We start from the raw sequence: 22,610 nt of genomic DNA, 5'->3' as shown, positions 1-22,610 counted from the left end.
TCCGGCTCATCCGGGTCGGAGGCCGCCCTGTGAACATCAGGTTTCCGCACGCTCCAGCCCGGCTCGCCACACGCGCCGCTCCCCCGGCGCTTCGGCGATCGCCTCGCGTAGTGAGCCGGCCCGGACCGCGAGCAGATCGGCCCGCTCGCCCACCACCAGGCCGTTGGCCGGCATCGGGGACTCCGCACGTCCGAGCGCCCGGGCCGAGTGGTTCGACACCATGGCCCAGGCGTCGCTCGCGGACACGTGTGTGGTCAGCATCATCAGACCCGCTGTCTCGAAGGGGCAGGCTCGACCCAGCGGGTTGAACGGATCCTGCAGGTTGTCGGCGCCCGCCGCGACGTTCACGCCGGCGGTACGCAACGCCTCCACTGCGGTCAGGGCCCGCGGCATCGGCGCGTGGCCCCGGCCCTGCAGGAAGAGGTTGGTGTGCGGGAGTGCCACGACGCTGATCCCCGCTTCGGCGACGCGGACCGCCGTTCGTGCCTGATCGTCGGCGGAACGCTGGCCGAGGCTGACGCAGTGGCTCGCGGTGACCGGGAGGTCGAATCCGCCCAGCACGTTGCTGGCGAGGACGTCGAGGCCGTCGGCGGTCGGATCGAGGGTCTCGTCGGTGTGCAGGTCGACGGGACGCCGGTACTCGTCGGCCACGGAGAGCAGGAAGTCGGTCGCCTCGGCGATCGTGCCGCTGCCGCCGTGCGCCTCGAGGTGTGGCACGCCGCCGACGAGATCTGCTCCGACTTGCATCGCAGTACGCAGCAGCTGGCGCTGATCGGCTCCACCCGGCCCGGTGACCGGCCAACCGCACAGCGCCACGATCTCGACATCGATCAGATCGGCCACCCGCCGTCGGACCTCGGTGAGTGCCTCGATCGACGTGAGGCCGTGTTCCGTGGTCAGGTCGGCGTGGGTGCGGACGGCGCAGTAGCCGTTCGCCGCCATCCGCCGGGCCGCCCGCTCGGCACGCTCCACGGTCTCGTCGACCGTCAGCAGATGGCGCGAACGGCGCATCGCCTCGATCGCTCCGATCAGGTCGCCGGTCGGGTTGTGGACCACTTCGGCGAGGAACGCCTTGTCCAGGTGCGCATGCGGTTCGGTCGCGGCGGGCAGCAGCAGCCAGCCGTCGAGATCGATTCGGTCGACGTCGGGTCCGGGGTCGAGGTCGTTGCCGACCTCGGAGATCGTGCCGTCCACGTCGACGAGGACATCGACATGGGTCCCGTCCATCGTGCCGGCCGAGCGGAGAAGTCGTTGTCGCACGACGGAAAGGTACCGAATGCCGTCAGCGGTATGCGCAGAGGTCGAACGGATTCCCGTCCGGATCGGCCAGATTCACGATCGACCCGTAGTCCTCCCGTCGAGGTTCTCGGATCATCGTGGCCCCGAGTTCGATCAGTCGGCGCGTCTCGTCGTCGAAGTCAGCCAGGTCACAGGAGAGATCGAGGTGCACCGAGCCGACACGCGTCGCACCGCGTTGGATGCCGATCCGGCGGACTCCGGACTCCGTGGCCAAGACGATCCAACGATCACCGTCCTCACGCTGGACTTCGACGAGGTCGAGCGCTGCGGCCCAGAACCGGCCGAGGTCGTCGGGCGACGGCGAGTCGAGGGTGACGAGATCGAACTGAGCTCCCATTCGTCGAGACGGTACGGCAAGGGGGTGCCCCGCCCGGGCATCGCGGCGTTCCTACAATCGGCGGATGGGACGTCGCCGGGCTCGAGTCGTCGTCGCAGCGATCGCGCTGGCCGTGGGGACGGCGGCGTGTGCGGGTGGGTCCGATGCGGTGCCGCCGCCATCGGACTCGGGGCCCGCGACCACTCCGGTCCCTGTCCCGGTTGCCACCGACGCCTTCTCCGTCACGAGCGAACCCCCCGTGACCGATCCTCCGGCGGCCGCGTCCTTCGCCGACGGACCCCTCGCCGACGTGTGCGGCGACTCGGTCGTGATCCAGGCGTCGGACTTCCCCGAGGTCGGCCTCGGACCGCTGTACGCACTACTCGGTCCGTCGCCCGTCGTCGATCCGGTGCGCAACGCCGTGTCCGCGCCGTTGGTGCGAGCCGACGGGGTCGTCGAGGCGACCACGCTCGAGATCCGGTCCGGCGGACCGACGGTCGGGTTCCAGAGCGCGGTGGCGGTGATGGCCGACGACGACACGATCGACCTCGCGCTGGACTCCCTGGCGGTGGCGGTCCGAGATCGATCGATCCTCGAGACGCACGCGGTCGTCACGCTCACGGACCGGTCGAGCGATGCCGTCATCGTCGATCCCGGCACCCACCCGGACGTGACCGACTACGCGGCATTGCGCACCGAGGGCATCGAGGTCCGCCACATCACCGACGCTCCGGTGATCCGCTTCCTCGCCGCGACGGGCGTGCTCTCCAGCGAACAACTCGTCGGAGGGTCCGACGGGTTGCCGGCCTCCTTCGTGGAGGCCGACGGCGTCGTCGCTCAACAGGGAGACCTCACGATCGATCCCGTCCTGCTCGCATCGATCCCCCGTTGGGCCAGGCCGGTCGTCGCACTGCCGGCCTCCGACGCCGGGTGGCGGTCGCTCGACGACGTGCTCCTCGCCGACGCCGTGACAGAACGGGTGTCCGACGAGTGCCTCGGGCGACTGGTCCGGGTGATCCAGCAGTCCATCACCGCCTATGCCACCGACCCGGAGGCGACCAACGTGGTGATGAGCGACGTCCGCGGTCAGTTCGATCCGCTGGAACCGCTGACTCCCACGCTGTTCGACTTCGCGACCGAACTCGCGATCGAGGGCGCCGTGTTCGATCTCGCCCGCACCGATGCACCGGGCACCGTCGACACGGTCGGACTCGACTCGTTCCTCGTCGATCTGGCCGCCGCACTCGAGGTCGGGGTCGTGTCGGTCGACGACCTGGTCGACGACCGGTTCGTCGACCCGACCGTCAGCCGCTGAACACGACGGTCGAGCGGTCCGTCGATCCGTCGACCGGTCGGGAGGTCAGGGCGCGAGGGGCAACTCGAAACGGTCGATCTCGGCGAGCGCCTCGACGAAGGCGACCACGGCCGCTTCGAAGATCTCCGCCCCGCGTTCGGCGGTCGCAGTGGTGGGGTCGCCGATGTGCCCGTCGGGTCCGAAGTCGTTCGACAGCCAACCGAAGCCGACGGTCCCACCAAAACGGACGTGGCGGTTCGCGACGAGCGTCTCGGGGATGTTGCGGGTGGCCGCTTCCATGTCCACCAGTTCAGGTGCGAGGTGCAGCATCAGCGACGTCTCGTCGGTGCCGCCGTGGATGCCCATCCCGTGCTCGTCGGCGGCTGACACCCCACCCTGGTCGGGTGGCACGCCGGGGTGAGCGAGGAACGTCATCAGCCCGTGCCGGAGCCGGATCTCACGGTTCGCGACACCGACCAACGCAGAGTTGCCACCGTGCCCGTTCATGAAGACCAGCTTGCGCGCCGGCGTGACCGCCACGCAGCGTCCGATGTCGTCGAGCACGCGCAGCAGGGTGTCGGCCGAGAGCCAGATCGTGCCCGACGACCAGGCGTGTTCGTTCGACTTCGTGTACGCGAGCGGCGGAAGCAGCCAGACGTCTCGGTCGGGTGCCGCACGGGCCACGGCCGCAATCGCGACCCGCTCGGCGATCAGTAGATCGGTGTTGAACGGGAGGTGCGGACCGTGCTGCTCCACCGCGCCGAGCGGCTGGATCAGGATCGAGCGGTCGGACAGCAGCGAATCCAGTTGTGGAGCGCGGAGTTCGTCGAGTCGGCGCGACGGGCGTTGGTCGTTGTCGTGGGACGGGGCAGGTGACACACCAGGAACGTTAGGCCCACGACCTCCGGGCGCGAGAGACTTCCGACGATGACGACACCCGATTTCGACGCAGTGGTGATCGGAGCGGGTCACAACGGCCTCGTCACGGCTGCCTATCTGGCTCGCGCCGGCATGTCGACCCTGCTGGTCGAAGCTCGCGACTCCGTCGGCGGCACCGCGTCGAGCGAGCAGTTCGCGGGAGCCACGGTCAACATCTGCAACTGTGATCACCTCACGTTCCGCACCACGCCCGTGATGGAGGAACTCGCGCTCGCCGATCACGGCCTCGTCTACCAGGAGGTCGAACCGGCGCAGCACAACACCACCTGGGACGCGGCCCGGACCGGATCGGCCTGGTCGAGCCACCACGACCTCGACGCCACGATCGAGGAGATCGCCCGCGTCGCTCCCGGGGACGTCGACGGGTATCGGCGGTACGCGAAGGCCGCAATGCCCGCGGTGCGGATGATCTTCGAGGCCGCGACGACGCCGCCGACGCTCGCCGGCCTCACCAAGCTTGCGCTCGCGCGACGACTCGCCGGCACTCCGGCGTTGTTGCGGTGGAGTCGTCGCAGCGCATCGGACGTCCTGCGGTCGTACTTCGAGACCGAGATCGTCCGGGGACCGGGAGCGGTGACGGGGCCGATGGTCTGGGGCATCTCCCCCGAGTTCGCAGGGTCCGGCCTCGGTGCACTCACGCACGCGATGCGCCACGTGGCCAAGGTCGGCCGACCGATCGGCGGGAGTGGACAGGTGCCCCAGGCGTTGCTCACCGCATTCCTGGCCGCAGGCGGCACCCTGCGCACGTCGGCCCTGGTGACCGAGATCTGCTGTACGGGTGACCGGGTCAGCGCAGTGCGGCTGCGCTCGGCGCTCGATGTCGATGGTGAATCGGATGACGACCGCGAACTGGTGTCAGCGTCCATCGTCGTGTCGGCCTGCAACCCTCACGACACGTTCCTGCGGTGGCTGAAGCATCCGCCCGCAGCCGCCGACGACCTGATCCGGCGCTGGAAGACGGTCCCCCATGCCGACGGGTACGAATCCAAGCTCGACGTGGTCCTCGACGCGGTCCCGCGCCTGCGTGAGAGCGAACGTTCGCTCGGCCCCACCACGGTGATCGCTCCCGAACTGGCTTCGATCCACCGTGGTCACGGGCTCATCTCGCAGGGTGCGGTGCTCGACGAGCCGGGGCTGCTCGTCAACGTGCCCACGCTGCTCGATCCGTCGATGGCTCCCGACGGCCACCACGTCCTGAGTCTGGAAGCGTTGTACACGCCGTACGGCCTGGCGGGTGGGTGGCCGGGTTCGACCGAGCCGCGCCGCTGGCTCGAAGCATTCGCCGACTTGTGCGAACCCGGGCTCCTCGACTCGATCGTCGACTGGCGTGCGGTCACCCCCGACCGGTACGAGTCCGACTTCCATCTTCCGGCGGGCCATGCCACGAGCTTCGCCGGCGGCCCGCTCGCAGCCTTCCGGAGCCCCCACCCCGAACTCACCGGCTACGAGACCGCCGTTGCCGGCCTGTACCTCACGGGCGCTGCGACGTTCCCCGGTGCAGGCGTGTGGGGCGCAAGCGGCCGCAACTGCGCCACCGTCGTCCTCGCCTCCCGCTGACCCAACCTCTGTTGATCGCTCCCGGATCGATCAACAGAGGTTGGGCGAAGCGAGGTCGACCGGGGGAACAGATGATCGTGTCGTACGGTTGTACACGGCGTCCCTCCTGAAAGGACCAACCTCCCCATGACCAATGGATCACTCGGCCTCGGCCGCTACTTCGGAATCCCGGTGCGGGCGCACTGGAGCATGGCTCTGGTCGCCGCGTTCTTCGGCGTGAATCTCGCCGGTCAACTGGGAACGACCGCAGGAATCCTGGCGGTCGCCGCGTTCCTCCTGTCGATCCTCGCCCACGAGTTCGGTCACGCACTCGTGGCCCGCCGGTACGGCGTGCAGACCGAGTCGATCGACCTGTGGGCGCTCGGCGGCGTCGCGCGACTCGACCGCGAGCCGCCGACACCTCGTGCCGACGGCTTCATCGCGGTCGCCGGACCGCTCGTGAGTCTCGTGATCGGAGTCGCCGCCCTCGGTGGCGGCATCCTCGTCGAGTCGAGGGTCATGGCGTGGGTCGGTGCCGTCAACCTGTTGCTCGCCGTGTTCAACATGCTGCCCGGGGCACCGCTGGACGGCGGTCGCGTGCTGCGTGCGGCGCGGTGGGCCCGGACCGGGAACAAGTACCGGGCGATGCGAGAAGCGGGCAACGTAGGCCGAGTGCTCGGATGGAGCATGGGGATCGCCGGCGTCGCGCTGATGTTCAACGGTCAGGGCGGGATCTTCATCGCCCTGACGGGTGTGTTCATCGCGGCGAACGCCAAGGCGGAGATCGCCGGCTCGTATCTGTTCGAACGCCTCGACGGGGTCAAGGTCCGCGATCTGACGTGGTTCGGCGTCGCGCACGCCGGATCCGACATGGACGCCGACTCGATGATCTGGCAGCGTTCACGCCTCGGCGGTGCCGGAATGGTGGCCGTCGACGCCAATGACGACGGCCAACTCGACGGACTCGTCCTGGAAGAGCAACTGTGGGCGGTTCCCGCCGAGCAGCGTGCACTGATCATGTTGAACAGCCTGATGGTTCCGTTCAGCCAGACCGCACAGGCCGGTCCCGACGACGATCTCTCGTCGGTCCTCCCGCGGCTCAACCCGCTGCGACCGGTCGTGACGGTGTGGAACGACGGCAAACTCGCCGGTGTGATCCCACCCAAGATCCTCCAGCAACGTCTGAACGCCGCACAGGCGGGTTGACCCCCTCACCCGGCGCTCGCCCCGTCGGCGTTCACGGGTCATCATCCGATGTCGTAACTTCACCACTTCACGATTCACGAGGGAGAGGTGACATGAACATCAAGCACTCGGTGCCGAATTGATCGGCACGTTCCGGTTGGTGCTGGGTGGGTGCGGTGCTGCCGTGCTCGCCGCCGACTTCGGCACCGGCGGCAACGGAACGAGCCTCGGGCTCGGGTTCCTCGGTGTCAGCCTGGCGTTCGGCCTCACCGTGTTGATCGGTGCCTACGCACTGGGCCACGTGTCGGGTGGGCATTTCAACCCGGCGGTCACGATCGGCGACGGTGCAGGAGCCTTCGCCTCGAACGGCTACGGCGAATTCTCCCCGGGTGGGTACGACCTGGGGGCTGCGTTCCTGGTGGAGGTCGTCCTGACCGCCGTGTTCCTCGTCGTGATCATGGGTGCCACGTCCAAGAAGGCGGCGCCCGCGATGGGAGGTCTGGCGATCGGTCTCGCATTGACGCTGATCCACCTCATCTCGATCCCCGTCACCAACACCAGTGTCAACCCCGCACGATCGACATCGCAGGCGATCTTCGCCGGCGGCGACCAGATCGCGCAGCTGTGGATGTTCTGGGTCGCTCCGACCATCGGCGCCGTGCTGGGCGCGTTGCTCCACCGCTACGTGATCGGCGACCCGGAAGACGTGATGATTCCCGAAGAACTCGCTCAGGGTGAAGGAACCATTCGCTGATTCGACGAGCCGTCAGGCCTCGGGGACGTAGCCGTCTCGGGCGGCGATCGGTGGCTTGTCCGACCACGGGAAGTTGATCCACAGGTCGGTGCGCTTCCACACGTAGTCGCACTTCACGACCGAGTGGGACTTCTCGTAGATCACCGCGGTGCGGACCTCGCCGACCTTGCCCTCGCAGAACTCCTCCACGGACTTGAGCGTGTTGCCGGTGTCGGCCACGTCGTCGACGATCAGGATCTTCCCGTCGGACAGGTCGACGAAGTCGGGGGCCGGTGGCAGGATCCGTGGCACGTCGAGCCGCTCGTCGACCCCGGTGTAGAACTCGACGTTCATCGTGTACACGTTCTTGATCGACAGGGCGTAGCCCATGGCTCCCCCGGGCAGGAGGCCGCCACGGGCGATCGAGAGGATCATGTCGGGCTCGTAGCCGTCGTCCGCGACCGTCTGTGACAGGTCACGAGTCGCCTCCCCGAACATGTCCCACGTCATGATCTCTCGCTCGTCTGCCATGCCGAGCGAACCTACACCGGTCGAGACCGTCTCGCTCCATCTCGATCGTGGCCGACAGATCACATCCAGGGTCGTCGGTCGGTGGAGGCTGCGACGAGGATGACGTCGCGAACAGCCTGCGCCTCGTCGAGCGGGATCATGCCGATCTCGATGGATCCAGCGGCGGTGACGAGGCGGATCCGTGCGAGCGCCCTGCGACGCTCGAAGATCGTCTGTGTGACGACGACGGCGTTGGCCTTGAACACCAGCGCCTGGTCGAGGTCGGTCGAGAGCAGACGGCGTTCGGACGCGAGTTCGTCGCCGATCGACCAGCGTTGATTGGACACGGCGCGACGCGCAGCGGCCCAACTCGGCGCGATCAGGCCCGTCGCCAGCAGTGCCCACGGCCCCACCGCGAACCAGAGTCCGACGACGAACGCTGCGACCACGACGATCGCAGTGCACACGGCCGGCCACGCAGTCGCAGGATCGACACGTCGATCGTCACGGTGCGGCGAGTGTGCGGCGACCCGTACCCGGCGGCGGATGTCGTCGAGTTCGGTCCCGCTGCAACCGTTCAGGTCCAGATCACCGTGGCCGATGGTGGACAGCGTGACCGAGTACAGGCCCGCCCGACGTTGCAGCAGGTTCTGACGACTGGAGACCATCTGGATCCGTTCGACACTGCTCGCCCGACTCGTCCGCGAGAGCAGACCCGAGGTCCGCTGCACCCGAGCCGATGTCGCCCTCAGAGTGAGCGCCCAGTCGGTCAGCAGAATCCGCACGACGTTGAGCGCAACGGCCACCAGGATGCACGCCGCCAGGAGGAGCGGGACCCCCCGCAACGGCACCGAACGGACCAGCCCGTCGATCGGCTCACCGAACAGGAAGTCGCCGATCTCGTCGCCGAACGCGAAGAGCGGGGCGAGCAGGACGAGCCCGCTGAGTGGCCAGGTCGTGAGGGCTGTTCTCACGAGCCGTCGCCATCCATGGGTGAACACGACCTCATCGGGCTCTGATTCGGGTCCGTCGACGCGTGCCGGTGCGATGACCGACGGCACCGGTGAGGGCCGAGGCGCATCGGTGACCGCCGCTCGTTCGAGTGCCTCGGCGACCTCGCGTGTGACGGCCGCGATCTCGAACTCGGCGCCGTCGGACCCGGCCGAGTCGACCGAGACCTTCACCAGACCGACCACCCGGTGCAGGGGTTCCTGCTCGATCGAGATGCTCTGGATCCTGTCGAGCGGCACGGTCAGGCGGTCCGCACGCACCACGCCGGACCGCACGACGAGTTCGCCGTCGACCACCTGGAAGGTGGAACGCCACCACGACACACCACCGAACGCCGACAGAGCGGCTCCTGTGAGGAGGACCAGCAGTGTGAGCGAGCCGGCCAACAGCGTGTTCCACAGGAAGAGCAGACCGACGCCGACCTGCACGATCCCGATCCGACGGACCAGTTTCAGGCCGAAGAACAGGATCGCGAGTGGTGACTGGCGTTGCGGCTCGGCGAGGTCGATCACGCGTCGCGATGAACGTCGACGTGCGAATACTCGGACACGAGCTGCTTGATCCGCTCGGCCTCGGCGAGGGCGAGACCGGGGATCGAGATGTTCGGCCCCGCAGAGGTGATCTCGAGTGACGCGAGTCCGACGGCACGCTCCACCGGCCCTCGTGTGAGGTTCACGTGTTGCACCCGTGAGAACGGCAGCGTCTGGGTGCGATGCGTGATGACACCGTTGCGCAGCGACACGTCGTGGTCCCGGAGTTGGTAGGCGAGCCGGCGCACCTCGACTGCTGCGACGATCGCCGATCCGGCGAGGACAGCCACGAGGAGAACTCCGAGTCCTGCCGCCACCGACCCGTCGATCCAGATCGATGCGACGAAGGCGACGATCACCACCACGACCGCCGTGATCGCGGTGCCGGTGAGTCGGACACGCAGGTAGCGACGGTCGACGGGCACGAATGCATCGTCACTCAGACGTGGGACACGATCGAGCGGGATCGGGTCGTTGGTGAACGCCATGCGAGATCCGTCAGTGACTCCGGGCGTCGCAGCTGCTCACAGGCAGATGTCGGACGGGCGGACCGGGACCCGGTTCAACGGCTTGTCGACTCCCGCCTGACGGAGTGCGTCGCGGATCGCCGCGACGATCGCCGGGGTGGACGAGATGCAGGGTGGCTCACCGACACCCTTCGCGCCGAGTGGCGCGTGCGGGTCGGGCTGCTCGATCAACGTGGCCACGACGGGCGGCATGTCGAGGAACGTCGGGAGGAGGTAGTCCGTGAAGTTCGGGTTCCGGATCACACCGTCGATCTGGATGATCTCCTCCATCAGCGCCAGACCCAGACCCTGTGCGATGCCGCCCTCGATCTGCCCGGTGACCGACAGCGGATTGAGTGCGTTGCCGACGTCCTGTGCCGTGGCGATCTGCACGACCTTGACCAGCCCGAGCTCGGGGTCGACGTCGACCACGGCGCGGTGAGCGACGAAGGCGAATGCGGTGTGGCAGTTGCCCTGGCCGTTCTCGTCGAGGTCGTCGGTCTTCGGGTGGTGGTATTCGACGGTCTCGTCGATGTCGAGCCCGGACGACGCCTCGGCAACGGGGATCCGCAGGTCGCCGGCGGTGTCGATCACGTCGGTGCCGTCGATCATCAGTCGAACCGGCTCGATGCCGTGTGCCGCGCCGACGGCTTCGAACAGGCGCTCGCGGGCGGCACGGCAGGCGGCATCGACCGCTCCCCCGCTCATCCACGTCTGCCGGGACGCCGAGGTGGACCCGGCCGATCCGATCGTCGTGTCGATCACGTCGAGCACCACGTCGTCGACTCCGAGGACGGTCCGGGCGATCTGGCCGGCGATGGTGATGAAACCCTGGCCGACCTCGGCCGTGGCGAACTTGAGGGTGGCGACTCCGTCGGCGAGACGGCAGCGCGCCGTCGAGTAGTCGTCGAAGTTCTCGGAGTACATGAGGTTCTTGATCGACACGCCCCAGCCGATGCCGCGCACGATGTCGCCGGCGTCGGCGGTGCGACCCGCTCCGCCCGGCAGTTTCATCGCGTCGGGCGACCCGTCCGCCCGTGCGTGCCCGCCGACCGGTTCGTCGGGCAGCGGCAGGGCTGCGGTTTCGCGGATGCACTCCTCGACGGGAGCGACGTTCAGCACCGGTTGGCCGGTGAGCAGCGTGTCGCCGGTGCGCATCGCATTGCGCAGCCGCACCTCCTCGGCGGTGATTCCCGCTGCGGCGGCGATGCGGTCCATCTGCGACTCGTAGGCGAAGCAGGCCTGCACCGCGCCGAAGCCGCGCATCGCTCCGCACGGGAGGTGGTTGGTCCGCACGGCGTAGCCGTCGACGGTCCCGTTCTCGCACCGGTACGGACCCTGGGTCATGGTGATGCCGTTGATCAGCACGGCCGACGACGTGGACGCGTACGCACCGCCGTCGAACACGAAGCGTGCCTCGACGTTGACCAGGCGACCGTCGGCGTCGGCGTGGTGACGCATCCAGATCGTGGCCGGATGCCGGTGGACGTGGCCGAGGAAGCTCTCGGCGCGGGAGTACGCCATGCGCACGGGTCGCCCGAGCCGCAGAGCCAGGAGACACGAGTGGACCTGGAGGCTGATGTCCTCACGGGCGCCGAACGCTCCCCCGACGCCACCGAGCACGAGGCGCACCTTGTACTCGGAGAAGCCGAGGCATGCGGCGATCTGCTTGCGATCCTCGTGGAGCCACTGGGTGGCGACGTGGAGTTCGACGCCGTCGGCGCCCGGGTCGGGGTGGGCGATCGCCGCTTCGAGACCGAGGAACGCCTGGTCCTGCATGCCGATCTCGTAGGTGCCCTCGATGACGATCGGGCCCGTGGCCGACGTGTCGCCGTGGACGATGCGCTGGTGGCGGATCAGGTTGCCGTCGGGATGGATCGGTTCGTGGCCGCCGGCGATCGCGACCTCGGGGTCGAGCAACGGCGGGAGCACCTCGTAGCGGACGTCGATCGCCGCGAGCGCTCGTCGTGCGGTTTCGGGGTCGATCGCGGCGACGGCCGCGATCGGTTCGCCGACGTAGCGCACCACGTCGGAGGCGAAGACCGGTTGGTCCTGGCTGATCAAGCCGTACGTGGCTTGGCCCGGGACGTCGTCGGCGGTGATGACGGCCTCCACGCCGGTGATCTTCCACGCCGCTGACACGTCGATGGAGACGATGCGTGCGGACGGATGCGGCGAGCGCAGAGTGGCGCCGAACAGGCACCCGTCGGCGGAGAGGTCCGACGAGAACGCGTACGTGCCCTGCACCTTCTCGATGCCGTCGGGGCGGACGGGCGAGTCGCCGATCGTGCCGGGTCGGACCGTCGCATGAGATGCGGTGCCGGTGAGCGTGTCGGTCATCGTGCACCTCCGCGAGCGACCGACACCTGTTGGACGGCATCGATGATCCGCCCGTAGCCCGTGCACCGACACACGTTGCCGGCCAGCTCCTCACGGATCTCGGTGTCGCTGGGTTCCGGCGTGCGTTCGAGCAGATCGTGGACCGCCATGATCAGGCCCGGCGTGCAGAACCCGCACTGCACGGCGCCTGCGTCGACGAAAGCCCGCTGCACATCGCTCGGAGCGCCGACGGGCGCCACACCTTCGATCGTGACGATCTCCTGGTCGACGGCGGTGGCCGCCATGACGAGGCACGAGCAGACGAGGCTGCCGTCGACGGTGACGCTGCACGAGCCGCACTCCCCCTGCGTGCAAGCGCCCTTCGAGCCCATCAGCCCGATCCGGTCGCGCAGCACGTCGAGGAGGCTCTCGCCGAGCCAGGAGTCGGCCACGTCGTGGTCCGCTCCGTTGACCCGCAACGTGAAGATCTGGTTGCTCACTGAGAATCTCCCTGCACTGTGAAGGCCCGCCGGGCGAGCCGGGCGCCGAGGACCCCGACGGCGTGTCGTCGGTAGTCGGCGCTCGAGCGGTGGTCGGTGATCGGGGTGCTGGCCGCACTGACGAGTCGACCGAACTCGTCGAGCGCCTCCGAGCCGACCGTGCCGGCGGACCAGTCGACGGCGGACGCGATCTGCTGCTCGGCATCGGTGCAGCGGATGATCGTCGGGCCGACGGAGCCGAGCGCGATCGCCGCCTTCCGTTCGGCGGAATCGACGGCGAGGCAGGCACTGGCCACGGCGATCACCATGGCATTGCGCACACCGACCTTCGCGTACCCCTGCCAACCGTCGCGGACCCGCAGGACGATCTCGGCGATGATCTCCCCGGGTTCCAGCGAGGTGCGCTTCACCCCGACCATCAGCTCGTGGACGGAGATGGTGCGCTCGCCGGTGGCCGACACCAGTCGCACCTGGGCGTCGAGCGCCGAGAGGACGGGAAGACCGTCACCGGCCGGCGAGCAGGTGCCGAGGTTGCCGCCGAGCGTGCCGGCATTGCGGATCTGCGGTGAGCCGACGGTGCGTGATGCTTCGGCCAGGGCCGGCAGGAGCTCGGCGATCGGCGGCTGCATCAGCTCGGTGTAGGTGACGCCCGCACCGATGGTCACCACACCGGAGACCGGGTCGTGGCGCCACGACCGCAGGTCGGTGACCCGGTTGAGGGCGATCACCAGGTCGTCCGGGCGGCGATGGCCGTCGTTGATCTCGACCATCGCATCGGTTCCGCCGGACAGCAGCATGGCGTCGGGGTGCTCTCCGAGCAGTCGGACCGCGTCGTCGAGGGAGGTGGGGACGGCAACCGTCATGACGCGAACTGTACAAAACGTTCGACCCGGATGGTCGGACCCGCCCCAGCGTTCACGCTGCCGAAACGCCGGGATCGAGCACTCGTGAGCCGGCGCGCCACCTCAGACGACGAACGGGCAGTGGCGACAGCCCGATTCACAGCAGTATCCGCGCCGGGCCAGGAACGCGGCCGTGAAGACGCTGAAACCGCTCAGCGGATCCGCGTAGGTCGGCAGGTTGGCGTCGACCGCCGCGCGGTGGCGTTCCAGGATCTCGGTCGCCCGCACGTCGTCGGCGGCGAGACGCGTCGGGTGCGGCGTCGAGATCCATCCGTCGCGGAGGCGGACGCTCGACTCCGGCGGATGATCCACGGCGAGAGCCTACGAGTGGCCCCGTCGGGACTGGTACGTTCGCACCGATGGCGGTACTGGATCGACGGACACGGATCGCGGACCGCACTCCCGTCGGCGACGACGCGACGCCGGACCGCCGGGCGTCCGTGAACGGTGTGGATCTCGGTGCCACGCTGTCCTGGTACCGACACGGCCGCAACGACCCCACCACGTGGATCGACCGCGTCGGGAAGGGTCCGCAGGCGGCCGGTCGGTTCGTGCGAGCGACCTGGACACCCGACGGGCCCGCCACGGTGCACCTCCGTTGGTCGAGTGGCGCAGCCGTCGACGCCGACGCGTGGGGGCCCGGAGCTGCGTGGCTCCTGGCACGGGTCCCTCTCATGATCGGCGAATCGGATCAGGGTGACGCCACGCTCGAGTTCGACGCCCACCCGGTCGTGGCCGCAGCGGCTCGGGCGAACCGGTTCGTCCGGTTCGGGGCGAGCGGCACGCTGTACCACGAGCTGTTGCCGGTGATCCTCCAACAGCGCATCACCGCGCTCGAGGCGAAGCACCAGTGGACGGTCCTGTGTCGGGAATTGGGCGAGGAGGCGCCGGGCCCGTTCGCGGGTCTGGTCGTCCCACCGGCGCCCGACGTGTTGCGGCGCCAGCCGAGTTGGTGGTTCCACCCGCTCGGCGTCGAGCGCAAGCGGGCGCAACCGTTGATCGAAGTGGCCCGGCACGCGTCGAAGTTCTGGGACTGGGCGCAGCTCGAGGCAACCGAGGCCGCACGACTCCTTCGACTGATCCCCGGTGTCGGCGTGTGGACGACCGGTTGCGTCACGGGTCCCGCCATGGGCGACGTCGACGCGGTGCCGGTGGGCGACTTCCACGTCAAGAACATCATCGGCTGGAACCTCGCCGACGAGGCCCGTGCGACCGACGAGCGTATGCTCGAACTGCTCGCGCCCTACACCGGCCGACGCGGCCGTGTCGTGCGAGCCGTCACGGCCCACGGCCGAGGCGCACCGAAGTTCGGACCCAAGCAACGCATCGTGTCGATGTCGCGCTGGTGAACCCCCAGATCCTCACGAGAAGCCGCCGATGACCGACACCGTTGACGAGAGCACCATGGACGACGACACGTCCGTCGAGAGCCTGCCTCCCCCGGCGCCCGACGACGAGGCGACGCCGTCGACCCCGCACGCATCGTCCGACGTCGAGGAGACCGTTCCGGACATCGAAGAACTCCGCTGGCGTCGGGCGGTGATGGTCGGCCTGATCGCCTACGTGGTGTCGCGCCTGTGCGTGCTCGGCGGTGCGATCGTCCGGGCGTCACAGGTCACGATCGACGCCCGCCAGGACGGTGAGGCCGAGGAGAGTGCAATCAGCCTGATCACCGGCGTGTTCACGTCGTGGGACGGGCGCTGGTACCTCGAATTGGTCCGCAACGGCTATCCGGACAGCATCCCCGCCGACATCACCTACGAGCAGACCGAGGCACGCGCCGCGTTCTTCCCGATGTACCCCGGGGCCGTCCGCGTGCTCGATTCGGTGCTCCCCGGCGGTGACACGGCCGCCGCCCTGTTCCTGAACTTCGTGTTGGGTGCCGTCGCCGTCGTGCTGGTCGGCCTGCTCGCACGACGCGTCTTCTCGGCGTCGGTGGCGGCGCGGGCAATGGTGCTGTTCGCCGTGTTCCCCGGATCGTTCGTCCTCTCGTTCGCCTACTCCGAAGCGCTGTTCATCGTCTTCGCGGCCTCCTGCCTCCTGCTCCTGTACGACGAGCAGTGGCTGCTCGCCGGCCTCGCTGCGGCGCTCGCGACCGCGACCCGACCGAACGGCGTGGCGATCGTGTTCGCCTGCCTGGTCGCGGCGGCCATCGCGGTCAAGACCAAGCGTCAGTGGTCGTCGTTGCTGTCGGTGCTGCTCGCACCGCTCGGCTTCATCGGCTTCCAGTTGTACGTCGACGACGTCGCAGGCGAACGCGGGGCCTGGTTCCGCGTGCAGACCGAGGCGTGGTCCGAGGGGACGAGCTTCGGGGCGACGGCCGTGGAGAACACGTTCAGCTTCATCACCAGCCCGTTCGACTCCACCGCCGACGCACTCACCGTCCTGTCGCTCGGTGCGCTCGCACTCATGGCGTTCGCGGCATGGAAGAAGCGTCTCCCGCTCCCCTGGGTCGCGTTCAGCGCCGTCGTCGTCGCGCTGATGCTGATCCCCGAGACCGTCACGGCCCGTCCGCGATTCGTGTTCACCGCGTTCCCGTTGTTCATCGCCGTGGCGGCGTGGTGGCCCCAACCCGGCGGGCGTGCGGGGATCGGTGCGGACCCCGAGGTCGAACCCGGAGACGACGCATTGAGTTGGGAACACCAGAGTTGGAACTTCGTGCTGATCGTCTGTGGCGCGGGCCTGGGCATCCTCACGAACCTGTACGGCGTGTTCGGCGCCATCCCGTGATGCGCACGCTGGTCGTCGTGCCGACCCACGACGAGGCCGACAACATCGCCGATCTCCTCGATGGGCTCGACCGGCACGTTCCCGATGCCGACGTCCTCGTCGTCGACGACGCCTCGACCGACGGCACCCGGTCGATCGTGCGCTCCAGGCCCGACTTCGGAGGTCGGCTCCGCATCGTCGAGCGTGACGAGAAGAAGGGTCTGGGCGACGCATACGTGCATGCCTTCGGCCTCGCACTCGCCGACGGATACGACGCCGTCGTGGAGATCGACGCCGACCTCTCCCACGACCCCGCAGCGCTTCCGATGATGCTCGACCTGGCCCGACGCGACATCGACGTCGTGATCGGTTCGCGCTACATCCCCGGCGGCTCCGTCGTCGGCTGGCCGCGCCGTCGCACGTGGCTGTCCCGCTGGGGAAACCGCTACGCGGCGATCGCTCTCGGCCTGGCGATCAACGATGCGACCGCCGGCTACCGGGTCTATCGGGCCGACACTCTGCGACGCATCGATCTCGGCGCCGTCCGTGCCGAGGGGTACGGCTTCCAGATCGAGATGACCTATCGGGCGGTCGCCGCCGGATGCAGCATCGTGGAGGTTCCGATCGTGTTCCGTGACCGTGTCGCGGGTGCATCGAAGATGAGCGGCAACATCGTGCGCGAGGCGTTCCTGCTCGTCACCTGGTGGGCGGTCGGCGACGCGATCACGCTCCGTCGTCGTCGGCGGGCGTACAACGACCACGACTGAACGGCGGCATCACGACGACGGCGTGGTCGCATCGCGCAGCGCCGGTTGTCCGATGGTCACGTCGATGTCGAGCGCCTCGCCGAGCAGATCCGACCGTTCCCGTGCGGCGTAGATCTCCAGCTCCAGGTCGAGGTCCGGGTCGGAGCCGACCGGCTCGACGAGGAGCGAACGGTCGCTGGTGATCGCCCGGACGGAGCGGACCGATCCGGCGTGGCGACGATCGAGGCCGATCGCGATCCGGAGCATGCCGGCGAGGATCTCCACGAGTTTGCGGTCCTCGGGCGACAAGGAGGCGAACTCGGGGTGCTTCGTCCTCGGCCGGCTCTTGCGGTGGTACCGCGCGATCACGGCGATCATCTCGACCTCGTGCTCGGTGAACCCGGTCAACTGCTCGCTGTGGCGAACCACGTAGTACGTGTGCTTGTGGTGGCTCGAGTGGCTGATCGACAGGCCCACGTTGTGCACGAGCGCTGCGGCGTCGAGGAGTTCGCGGGCGTCGTCGCCGAGGCCGTGCAACTGTGTCGTGCGGTCGAACAGCGACGTCGCGAGGAGTGCGGTGTGTTCGGCGTGTGGCGGATCGGGATCGAGTTGGTGTGCGAGCCGCAGGAGGTTGGTCCGCCGCAGATTGCTCAGTTCCTGCCCGGCAGCGCGTCCGAAGCGATCGAAGAGCACGCCTTCACGTAGGGCGTACTCCGACACGGTCACTTCCGACACACCGAACGCGGTCAGGATCTCGCTGAGGAGAATCGCTCCGGCGACGATGATGTCGACCCGTTTGGCATCTAGCCCCGAGAGTTCCAGTCGCTCCGCAGCGGTGCGTGAGGTCAGGGCCGCCACGACGTCCTCGGCGTCCTCCGCCGTGAAGATCGCGCCGTTCAGATGGCGGGGCTTGTCTCCCCGTGCCGCCAGCGCCATCGCCGCGATGGTCGAGATCGTCCCCGAACAGCCCACCGTCATCTCCGGTTGGTGGCCACCGAGGTCGTGGGCGACGGGAGCGAGTGCCGATCGGACGTAGCGGCGACACGCCTCGACCGCTGATGACGAGACGGACCCGTCGCCGCGGTCGACGTCGGCGAAGAACCGCTGAGTCAGCCGGATGGCGCCGAGCTTCATGCTGCGCGCCTCGATCACCTGATCACCCGTGCCGACGCACAACTCGGTGCTGCCGCCGCCGATGTCGACGACGAGCAGACGGCGATCGAACACGGGCAGCGCCTGGAGCACTCCGAGATGGATGAGACGGGCCTCCTCGAACCCGGTGATCACCTCGACGTCGATGCCGACCTCGCTGCGTACCCGCCGGATGAAGTCCGCCCTGTTGGTCGCCTCGCGCACTGCACTCGTCGCCACTGCGACCAGTTCGACGTCGCCGTAGCTACCGGCCACCTCCTTGAGGCGGGCCAGCGACGCGACGCCGCGGTCAATCGCCTCGGCGGACAGTTCCTTCATCTCCCCGGCACCCTCACCGAGGCGGACCATGTCCTTCTCGGTGGTCAACATCTCGAATCCGCCGTGCTCGGCGATGCGGGCGACGACCAGGTGCATCGAGTTCGTCCCGATGTCGACGGCCGCTTTGATGTCCGCTCTCGCCACGTCGTCAGTGTGTCAGCAGCGCAGCGACGATCCGCGACCCGTCACTGCCTCCACCCGACCGGTCCCGGCGATGTCGGGCGGGGTCCGTTGCGCTTCCCTGCTCTGGGGTGTCGGCGGTTGCGACGATCGTCGGTCGACCAGCGTGAGATGATGCCGATGATGTCGCGTCAACCGATCGAGCGGGAAATCTCGGAGATTTGTTCGGCCGTACACGGCTCGGTGACGCACCTCGGTGGTCCTGACACGCCGCTCGGCCACGCAGAGGCGACGGGGTCCCGGCGGTGTCGGGCGGGGCCGGCTCGAGCCCTTCGAGCGTGATCTGCCGGGAACGCACTGTGTCCGGTGGTTGCTCGTCGTCCGCCCCAGTGTGGAGGGCTGTCGGTCGCGCGCGTGTTCGGCACAATCGGCACATGTTCGAAGACGTCGTATCCGGTCTGGTCGACCTCGACGACGATGCCCTGACCGACCGGATCGGGACGCTCGAACCGGAGCGTCGCCGGGTCGAAGCTGAACTGGCCGCGGCAATCGCGATGGCCGACGCTCGAGGTGTCGACGCTCACGACGGTCACCGCTCGATGACGGGCATCTGAAGGCCACGTGCAACTGGTCGAATCACGAGACACGACGCTTGCGATCCGTCGCAACTGCGGTGAACGCCCATCCCTCGATTGGCGAGGCGTGGAGATGCCGGCGTGTCGGCGGCCCTCAGGTCGCCGTTCTCGCAGCGACGCACGCCATCCGCCGCATCCGAGACGCTCTGCCGTACGTCGTCGAGTCGTTGTTGGCGAATGCCGAGGAGATGTGCTTCGAGGGCTTCGCAGGCACGGTGGAACACTTCGTGGCCCTGGCCGACGCCGACGCCGACGGCGCGCACGACCAGCGTGACGATGCGATCGAGCATCGCAGCGCCGCGGTGAACGAGGTGGGTCACACGCTCGACGTGCGCGTGTTCGGTGGCGATGGCGTCACCACCGACGAGGTCATCGGGATCCGTGGTGAACGTCGTGATCGATGCGCGCACGTTCGCCCGGATCCTGGCCGCCGGAGGCCTGGCCCCGACCTCGGTCGATGGTTCCCCGGTCGACCCGTGCATCCCCACGAAGTGCTTCGCGCCGTGCCGGTAGGTCACGTGCGTCGGGTGGTCCTCGATGCCGATGGGCACGTCGTCGACTTCGGTCGCACGAAGCGACTGTTCGAAGGCGCAGCCCGCCAGGCCGCCAAGCTCCTGGTCCGGCACTTCCATCACCCTGGATGTGATCTGCCGGCCGGATGGTCCGATGTCGATCACGACATCGAGTGGGGCGACGACGGTCGGACGGACCAGTCGAACGCCGGCGTGTTGTGTCGCAGCCACAACATCGCGAAGCATCGACTGCAACTCAGACGCCGACGCGCCGACAACGGAATCGACGACACCGTGCGGCCCGATGGCACGGTCATTCTGCCCGTCGGCACCCGCACACCCCGGTTCGATCCCGACGTCGACCCACCCGACGACCCCGACGAGATCCGACGCCGACAACACATGGCTCGCCAACGCCTTCGAGCCTGTTGTCGTGAGCCGGCAGCGTGACCGTCCCGGAGTGGCCGACTGGGTACTCAGCGCACCGAGGGTGCGTGCCGATCGGTGATCGCATCGCTCGATGCAGCCGGCCGGACGATCGATGATCGTCTGGATGCGGCGACGAAGGCGAGCACGAGTCCGGCGGTGGTGACTCCGGCGACGGTGATCGCCTCGTCCAGGAGGAGGGCCGCCCAGATGAGGGTGAGCATGGGTTGCAGGAGTTGGATCTGGCTGACTCGTGCGACTCCACCGATGTCGAGCCCGGCGTACCAGGCGAAGAATCCGAGGTACATGCTGAACAGCGACACGTAGGCCAGGCCGGCCCAGTTGGAGAACTCGGGCTGGTCGACGCCGTGCATCGCGAGGGACACCGTCGCAACAGGGAGAGTCAGCGGCAGCGCGACGATCAACGCCCACGAGATCGTGTGCCATCCACCGATCTCCTTGGTCAGCACGGCGCCTTCGGCGTATCCGACCGCAGCGGACGCGACAGCGAGGACGAAGAACACGTCGGCGAGCTCGGGGCGGCCGTTCGCGCCGGTCGCGATCGAGAAGATCACGACGGTGGCGAGACCGCCACACGCTGCGAGCCAGAACTGCCAGCTCGGTCGTTCGCCGTGGCGAAGCGTGGCCACCAACGCGGTCGCCGCCGGCAGCACACCGATCACGATTGCGCCTCGCGACGCCGTCGATGTCTCGAGTGCGAGACCGGTGAAGAGCGGGAAGCCGACGATCACTCCGGCGCCGATGATGAGCAGAGACTTCAGGTGCTGACGGTCGGGTCCTGGTGTTCGGGTGATGGCCAAGACGCCTGCAGCACATGCCGCTGCGAGAACAGCCCGTCCGAAACCGACCGTCCAGGCTCCGAACGCCTCGACGGCTTCGCGTGTCGCTGGGAGGCTCAGCGAGAAGATCACTATGCCGACGAATCCGAAGACGAGGCCGACCGATTCACTGCGGCCGTGGATAGCGCTACTCTTGTCTCTCATGATTCACGATAGCGCTGCGCGTCGGGTGGTCGGTCACCTCGACGCGATCATCACTGCCGGCAGCGCCGGAGACCGACTGCCCTCGGTGCGCACCTTGATGGCAGAACTCGGCGTGAGTCCGGCGACGGTTCGGGCGGCCGTGAGCGAACTGGTGCGGGCCGAGCGGATCGAGACGATCTCCGGCAGCGGCACCTTCATTCTCGCGACGCCGACCCGGCAGTCCGATGACGTGGATCGCGGATGGCAGACCGCTGCGCTGTCGCCTCATCACCTCGACATCGACTTCCCGGGGCCCCTCCAAGTGGCTGCGCCACCCGACACCATCGACCTGGCGAGCGGCTATCCGGACGCCACGCTCCAGCCGATCGCGCTGCTGACCAAGGCGATGCGCGACGCCGCCCGGCGGCCCGGGACCTACGGACGTGCTCCCGGCGAAGGGATCGAACCGCTCCGATCGTGGTTCGCCGCCGAACTGCACCCGAAGCGCCGACATGACGTGCTGATCACGTCGGGGGGCCAAGCCGCGTTGTCGCTCATCTTCCGTTCGATCGCCCTCCCGGGCGACACGGTCGTCATGGAAACCCCCAGCTACATCGGAGCGATCGCTGCGTGCCGGGCCGCCGGCCTGACTCCTGCAGCGGTGGCGGCCGACGACTCAGGCGTCCGTGTCGACCAACTCGAAGCGGTCATCGAAGCGACCGGTGCCCGACTCGTCTATCTCCAACCGCGGTTCCACAATCCGACGGGTGTCCACCTCCACGTGGAGCGGCGCAGGCCCCTCATGGAACTGGCTGCCGAGCGCGGTCTGATCCTGATCGAGGACGACTGGCTGTACGACCTCGACGACCCGACGACCCGGTCACGTCCTCTCGCATCCGACGATCCGAACGGCCATGTCATCCACATCCGTTCGCTCTCGAAATCGGTTGCGCCGTCGATGCGCATCGCCGGCCTCGCATCGCAGGGTGTCATCGCCGAGCGGCTCAAGGCAATGCGAACCGTCGAGGACTTCTTCGTCTCGCCGATCCTGCAGGAGACCGCACTGAACGTCGTGACCAGTACCGGCTGGGTACGACACCTGCGCGCCATGCGCCTCGAGCTTCGAACCAGACAAGCAGCACTCCGCGACGCCATCGGCGCCATCGACTGCTGGGAACCGCCCATCGTCGGAGGACCGCTTCACCTCTGGCTTGGCCTCCCGCCCCACCTCGACGCCGTCGCCGTTCGAGACGCAGCGCTTCGACGAGGCGTGTCGATCATCGCCGGGAACCAGTGGTATCCGAGCGACCCACGATCCACGCACATCCGACTGAGCAACGCGTCCATGCCCGCCACCCAGATCCGTGAAGGTGTCGAACGACTCGGCTCAGCGCTCGAAGGACATCGACCACAACCACTGGGCTGATCG

21 protein-coding genes and 1 pseudogene are annotated in these 22,610 nt (G+C 68.3%); 10 read left to right on the top strand and 12 right to left on the bottom strand.

Annotation, left to right across the window (positions count from 1 at the left end):
• Window positions 1-36: 36 nt before the first annotated feature.
• Complete coding sequence (locus ABJK40_RS19615) at window positions 37-1,260, bottom strand: amidohydrolase family protein (protein WP_348481853.1); 1,224 nt, start codon at window positions 1,258-1,260, stop codon at window positions 37-39.
• A gap of 22 nt (window positions 1,261-1,282) precedes the next feature.
• On the bottom strand, window positions 1,283-1,636 hold the full coding sequence (locus ABJK40_RS19610) for a VOC family protein (protein WP_348481855.1): 354 nt from the start codon (window positions 1,634-1,636) through the stop codon (window positions 1,283-1,285).
• 64 nt (window positions 1,637-1,700) lie between these two features.
• Here ABJK40_RS19610 and ABJK40_RS19605 point away from each other — a divergent pair, with 64 nt between their 5' ends.
• Entirely contained in the window at window positions 1,701-2,930 is a 1,230-nt protein-coding gene (locus ABJK40_RS19605) for a hypothetical protein (protein WP_348481857.1), read from the top strand.
• Between the two features lie 45 nt (window positions 2,931-2,975).
• Here the strand turns inward: ABJK40_RS19605 and ABJK40_RS19600 are convergent, their stop codons facing one another.
• Complete coding sequence (locus ABJK40_RS19600; RefSeq protein WP_348481859.1) at window positions 2,976-3,788, bottom strand: creatininase family protein; 813 nt, start codon at window positions 3,786-3,788, stop codon at window positions 2,976-2,978.
• A gap of 48 nt (window positions 3,789-3,836) precedes the next feature.
• Here ABJK40_RS19600 and ABJK40_RS19595 point away from each other — a divergent pair, with 48 nt between their 5' ends.
• The 3 genes and pseudogenes from ABJK40_RS19595 to ABJK40_RS19585 form a co-directional block, all read left to right on the top strand.
• Entirely contained in the window at window positions 3,837-5,405 is a 1,569-nt protein-coding gene (locus ABJK40_RS19595) for an NAD(P)/FAD-dependent oxidoreductase (protein ID WP_348481861.1), read from the top strand.
• Window positions 5,406-5,531: 126 nt separating this feature from the next.
• Window positions 5,532-6,590: a site-2 protease family protein gene (locus ABJK40_RS19590; protein WP_348481863.1), complete on the top strand. Its 1,059-nt coding sequence runs from the start codon at window positions 5,532-5,534 to the stop codon at window positions 6,588-6,590.
• 100 nt (window positions 6,591-6,690) lie between these two features.
• A pseudogene (locus ABJK40_RS19585) lies at window positions 6,691-7,323 on the top strand (aquaporin); the annotation flags it as partial.
• Window positions 7,324-7,335: 12 nt separating this feature from the next.
• Here ABJK40_RS19585 and ABJK40_RS19580 read toward each other — a convergent pair.
• The 7 genes from ABJK40_RS19580 to ABJK40_RS19550 form a co-directional block, all read right to left on the bottom strand.
• Window positions 7,336-7,833, bottom strand: coding sequence for a phosphoribosyltransferase (locus ABJK40_RS19580; RefSeq protein WP_348481865.1), 498 nt, complete (start codon window positions 7,831-7,833; stop codon window positions 7,336-7,338).
• Between the two features lie 59 nt (window positions 7,834-7,892).
• Window positions 7,893-9,335 carry a PH domain-containing protein gene (locus ABJK40_RS19575; RefSeq protein WP_348481867.1) on the bottom strand — a complete coding sequence of 481 codons (1,443 nt, stop codon included), beginning with the start codon at window positions 9,333-9,335 and terminating at the stop codon, window positions 7,893-7,895.
• Window positions 9,332-9,841: a PH domain-containing protein gene (locus ABJK40_RS19570; RefSeq protein ID WP_348481869.1), complete on the bottom strand. Its 510-nt coding sequence runs from the start codon at window positions 9,839-9,841 to the stop codon at window positions 9,332-9,334. The genes ABJK40_RS19575 and ABJK40_RS19570 overlap by 4 nt, the downstream gene beginning before the upstream one ends.
• 36 nt (window positions 9,842-9,877) lie before the next feature.
• On the bottom strand, window positions 9,878-12,199 hold the full coding sequence (gene pucD, locus ABJK40_RS19565) for a xanthine dehydrogenase subunit D (protein WP_348510380.1): 2,322 nt from the start codon (window positions 12,197-12,199) through the stop codon (window positions 9,878-9,880).
• Window positions 12,196-12,678 carry a (2Fe-2S)-binding protein gene (locus ABJK40_RS19560; RefSeq protein WP_348478295.1) on the bottom strand — a complete coding sequence of 161 codons (483 nt, stop codon included), beginning with the start codon at window positions 12,676-12,678 and terminating at the stop codon, window positions 12,196-12,198. The genes pucD and ABJK40_RS19560 overlap by 4 nt, the downstream gene beginning before the upstream one ends.
• Window positions 12,675-13,541 (bottom strand): FAD binding domain-containing protein, encoded by an 867-nt coding sequence (locus tag ABJK40_RS19555; RefSeq protein ID WP_348478294.1) that lies wholly within the window; start codon window positions 13,539-13,541, stop codon window positions 12,675-12,677. Before ABJK40_RS19555 ends, ABJK40_RS19560 begins: the two co-directional genes overlap by 4 nt.
• 102 nt (window positions 13,542-13,643) lie before the next feature.
• The gene (locus tag ABJK40_RS19550; RefSeq protein ID WP_348478293.1) at window positions 13,644-13,892 is read right to left on the bottom strand and encodes a DUF5522 domain-containing protein; all 249 of its coding nucleotides are present in this window, start codon (window positions 13,890-13,892) and stop codon (window positions 13,644-13,646) included.
• Between the two features lie 47 nt (window positions 13,893-13,939).
• Between ABJK40_RS19550 and ABJK40_RS19545 the strand changes: the two genes are divergently transcribed.
• The 3 genes from ABJK40_RS19545 to ABJK40_RS19535 are packed head-to-tail and all read left to right on the top strand — an operon-like array spanning window position 13,940 to window position 17,056.
• Complete coding sequence (locus tag ABJK40_RS19545) at window positions 13,940-14,929, top strand: DNA-3-methyladenine glycosylase 2 family protein (protein WP_348478292.1); 990 nt, start codon at window positions 13,940-13,942, stop codon at window positions 14,927-14,929.
• A 28-nt stretch (window positions 14,930-14,957) separates the two neighbouring features.
• Complete coding sequence (locus ABJK40_RS19540) at window positions 14,958-16,310, top strand: glycosyltransferase family 39 protein (RefSeq protein WP_348478291.1); 1,353 nt, start codon at window positions 14,958-14,960, stop codon at window positions 16,308-16,310.
• Window positions 16,310-17,056 (top strand): polyprenol monophosphomannose synthase, encoded by a 747-nt coding sequence (locus ABJK40_RS19535; RefSeq protein WP_348478290.1) that lies wholly within the window; start codon window positions 16,310-16,312, stop codon window positions 17,054-17,056. The genes ABJK40_RS19540 and ABJK40_RS19535 overlap by 1 nt, the downstream gene beginning before the upstream one ends.
• Before the next feature lie 9 nt (window positions 17,057-17,065).
• Here the strand turns inward: ABJK40_RS19535 and ABJK40_RS19530 are convergent, their stop codons facing one another.
• Window positions 17,066-18,649, bottom strand: a complete 1,584-nt coding sequence (locus ABJK40_RS19530; RefSeq protein ID WP_348478289.1) for a Ppx/GppA phosphatase family protein — start codon at window positions 18,647-18,649, stop codon at window positions 17,066-17,068.
• 410 nt (window positions 18,650-19,059) lie between these two features.
• Here ABJK40_RS19530 and ABJK40_RS19525 point away from each other — a divergent pair, with 410 nt between their 5' ends.
• Together ABJK40_RS19525 and ABJK40_RS19520 are read left to right on the top strand one after the other, a co-directional pair.
• Entirely contained in the window at window positions 19,060-19,239 is a 180-nt protein-coding gene (locus ABJK40_RS19525) for a hypothetical protein (protein WP_348478288.1), read from the top strand.
• A 59-nt stretch (window positions 19,240-19,298) separates the two neighbouring features.
• Window positions 19,299-20,222, top strand: a complete 924-nt coding sequence (locus ABJK40_RS19520) for an HNH endonuclease signature motif containing protein (RefSeq protein WP_348510379.1) — start codon at window positions 19,299-19,301, stop codon at window positions 20,220-20,222.
• 26 nt (window positions 20,223-20,248) lie between these two features.
• On the opposite strand, the gene ABJK40_RS19515 is transcribed toward ABJK40_RS19520, so the two are convergent.
• Window positions 20,249-21,202, bottom strand: a complete 954-nt coding sequence (locus tag ABJK40_RS19515; RefSeq protein ID WP_348478285.1) for a DMT family transporter — start codon at window positions 21,200-21,202, stop codon at window positions 20,249-20,251.
• On the opposite strand from ABJK40_RS19515, the gene ABJK40_RS19510 reads away from it, so the two are divergent.
• On the top strand, window positions 21,201-22,607 hold the full coding sequence (locus ABJK40_RS19510; protein WP_348478283.1) for a PLP-dependent aminotransferase family protein: 1,407 nt from the start codon (window positions 21,201-21,203) through the stop codon (window positions 22,605-22,607). The genes ABJK40_RS19515 and ABJK40_RS19510 overlap by 2 nt on opposite strands.
• The last annotated feature ends 3 nt before the right edge of the window (window positions 22,608-22,610 follow it).

The sequence above is a fragment of the Ilumatobacter sp. genome, from assembly GCF_039969435.1.
Lineage (GTDB): Bacteria > Actinomycetota > Acidimicrobiia > Acidimicrobiales > Ilumatobacteraceae > Ilumatobacter_A.
This window is presented reverse-complemented; position numbering and strand designations above follow the sequence as displayed.

Excerpts from the sequence above, each read along its gene's own strand:
- ABJK40_RS19540 (WP_348478291.1), top strand. The coding sequence starts at position 14,958 with ATGACCGACACCGTTGACGAGAGCACCATGGACGACGACACGTCCGTC.
- ABJK40_RS19590 (WP_348481863.1), top strand. The coding sequence starts at position 5,532 with ATGACCAATGGATCACTCGGCCTCGGCCGCTACTTCGGAATCCCGGTG.
- ABJK40_RS19595 (WP_348481861.1), top strand. The coding sequence starts at position 3,837 with ATGACGACACCCGATTTCGACGCAGTGGTGATCGGAGCGGGTCACAAC.
- ABJK40_RS19580 (WP_348481865.1), bottom strand. The coding sequence starts at position 7,833 with ATGGCAGACGAGCGAGAGATCATGACGTGGGACATGTTCGGGGAGGCG.
- pucD (WP_348510380.1), bottom strand. The coding sequence starts at position 12,199 with ATGACCGACACGCTCACCGGCACCGCATCTCATGCGACGGTCCGACCC.
- ABJK40_RS19570 (WP_348481869.1), bottom strand. The coding sequence starts at position 9,841 with ATGGCGTTCACCAACGACCCGATCCCGCTCGATCGTGTCCCACGTCTG.
- ABJK40_RS19515 (WP_348478285.1), bottom strand. The coding sequence starts at position 21,202 with ATGAGAGACAAGAGTAGCGCTATCCACGGCCGCAGTGAATCGGTCGGC.
- ABJK40_RS19535 (WP_348478290.1), top strand. The coding sequence starts at position 16,310 with ATGCGCACGCTGGTCGTCGTGCCGACCCACGACGAGGCCGACAACATC.
- ABJK40_RS19610 (WP_348481855.1), bottom strand. The coding sequence starts at position 1,636 with ATGGGAGCTCAGTTCGATCTCGTCACCCTCGACTCGCCGTCGCCCGAC.
- ABJK40_RS19545 (WP_348478292.1), top strand. The coding sequence starts at position 13,940 with ATGGCGGTACTGGATCGACGGACACGGATCGCGGACCGCACTCCCGTC.
- ABJK40_RS19555 (WP_348478294.1), bottom strand. The coding sequence starts at position 13,541 with ATGACGGTTGCCGTCCCCACCTCCCTCGACGACGCGGTCCGACTGCTC.
- ABJK40_RS19510 (WP_348478283.1), top strand. The coding sequence starts at position 21,201 with ATGATTCACGATAGCGCTGCGCGTCGGGTGGTCGGTCACCTCGACGCG.
- ABJK40_RS19525 (WP_348478288.1), top strand. The coding sequence starts at position 19,060 with ATGTTCGAAGACGTCGTATCCGGTCTGGTCGACCTCGACGACGATGCC.
- ABJK40_RS19605 (WP_348481857.1), top strand. The coding sequence starts at position 1,701 with ATGGGACGTCGCCGGGCTCGAGTCGTCGTCGCAGCGATCGCGCTGGCC.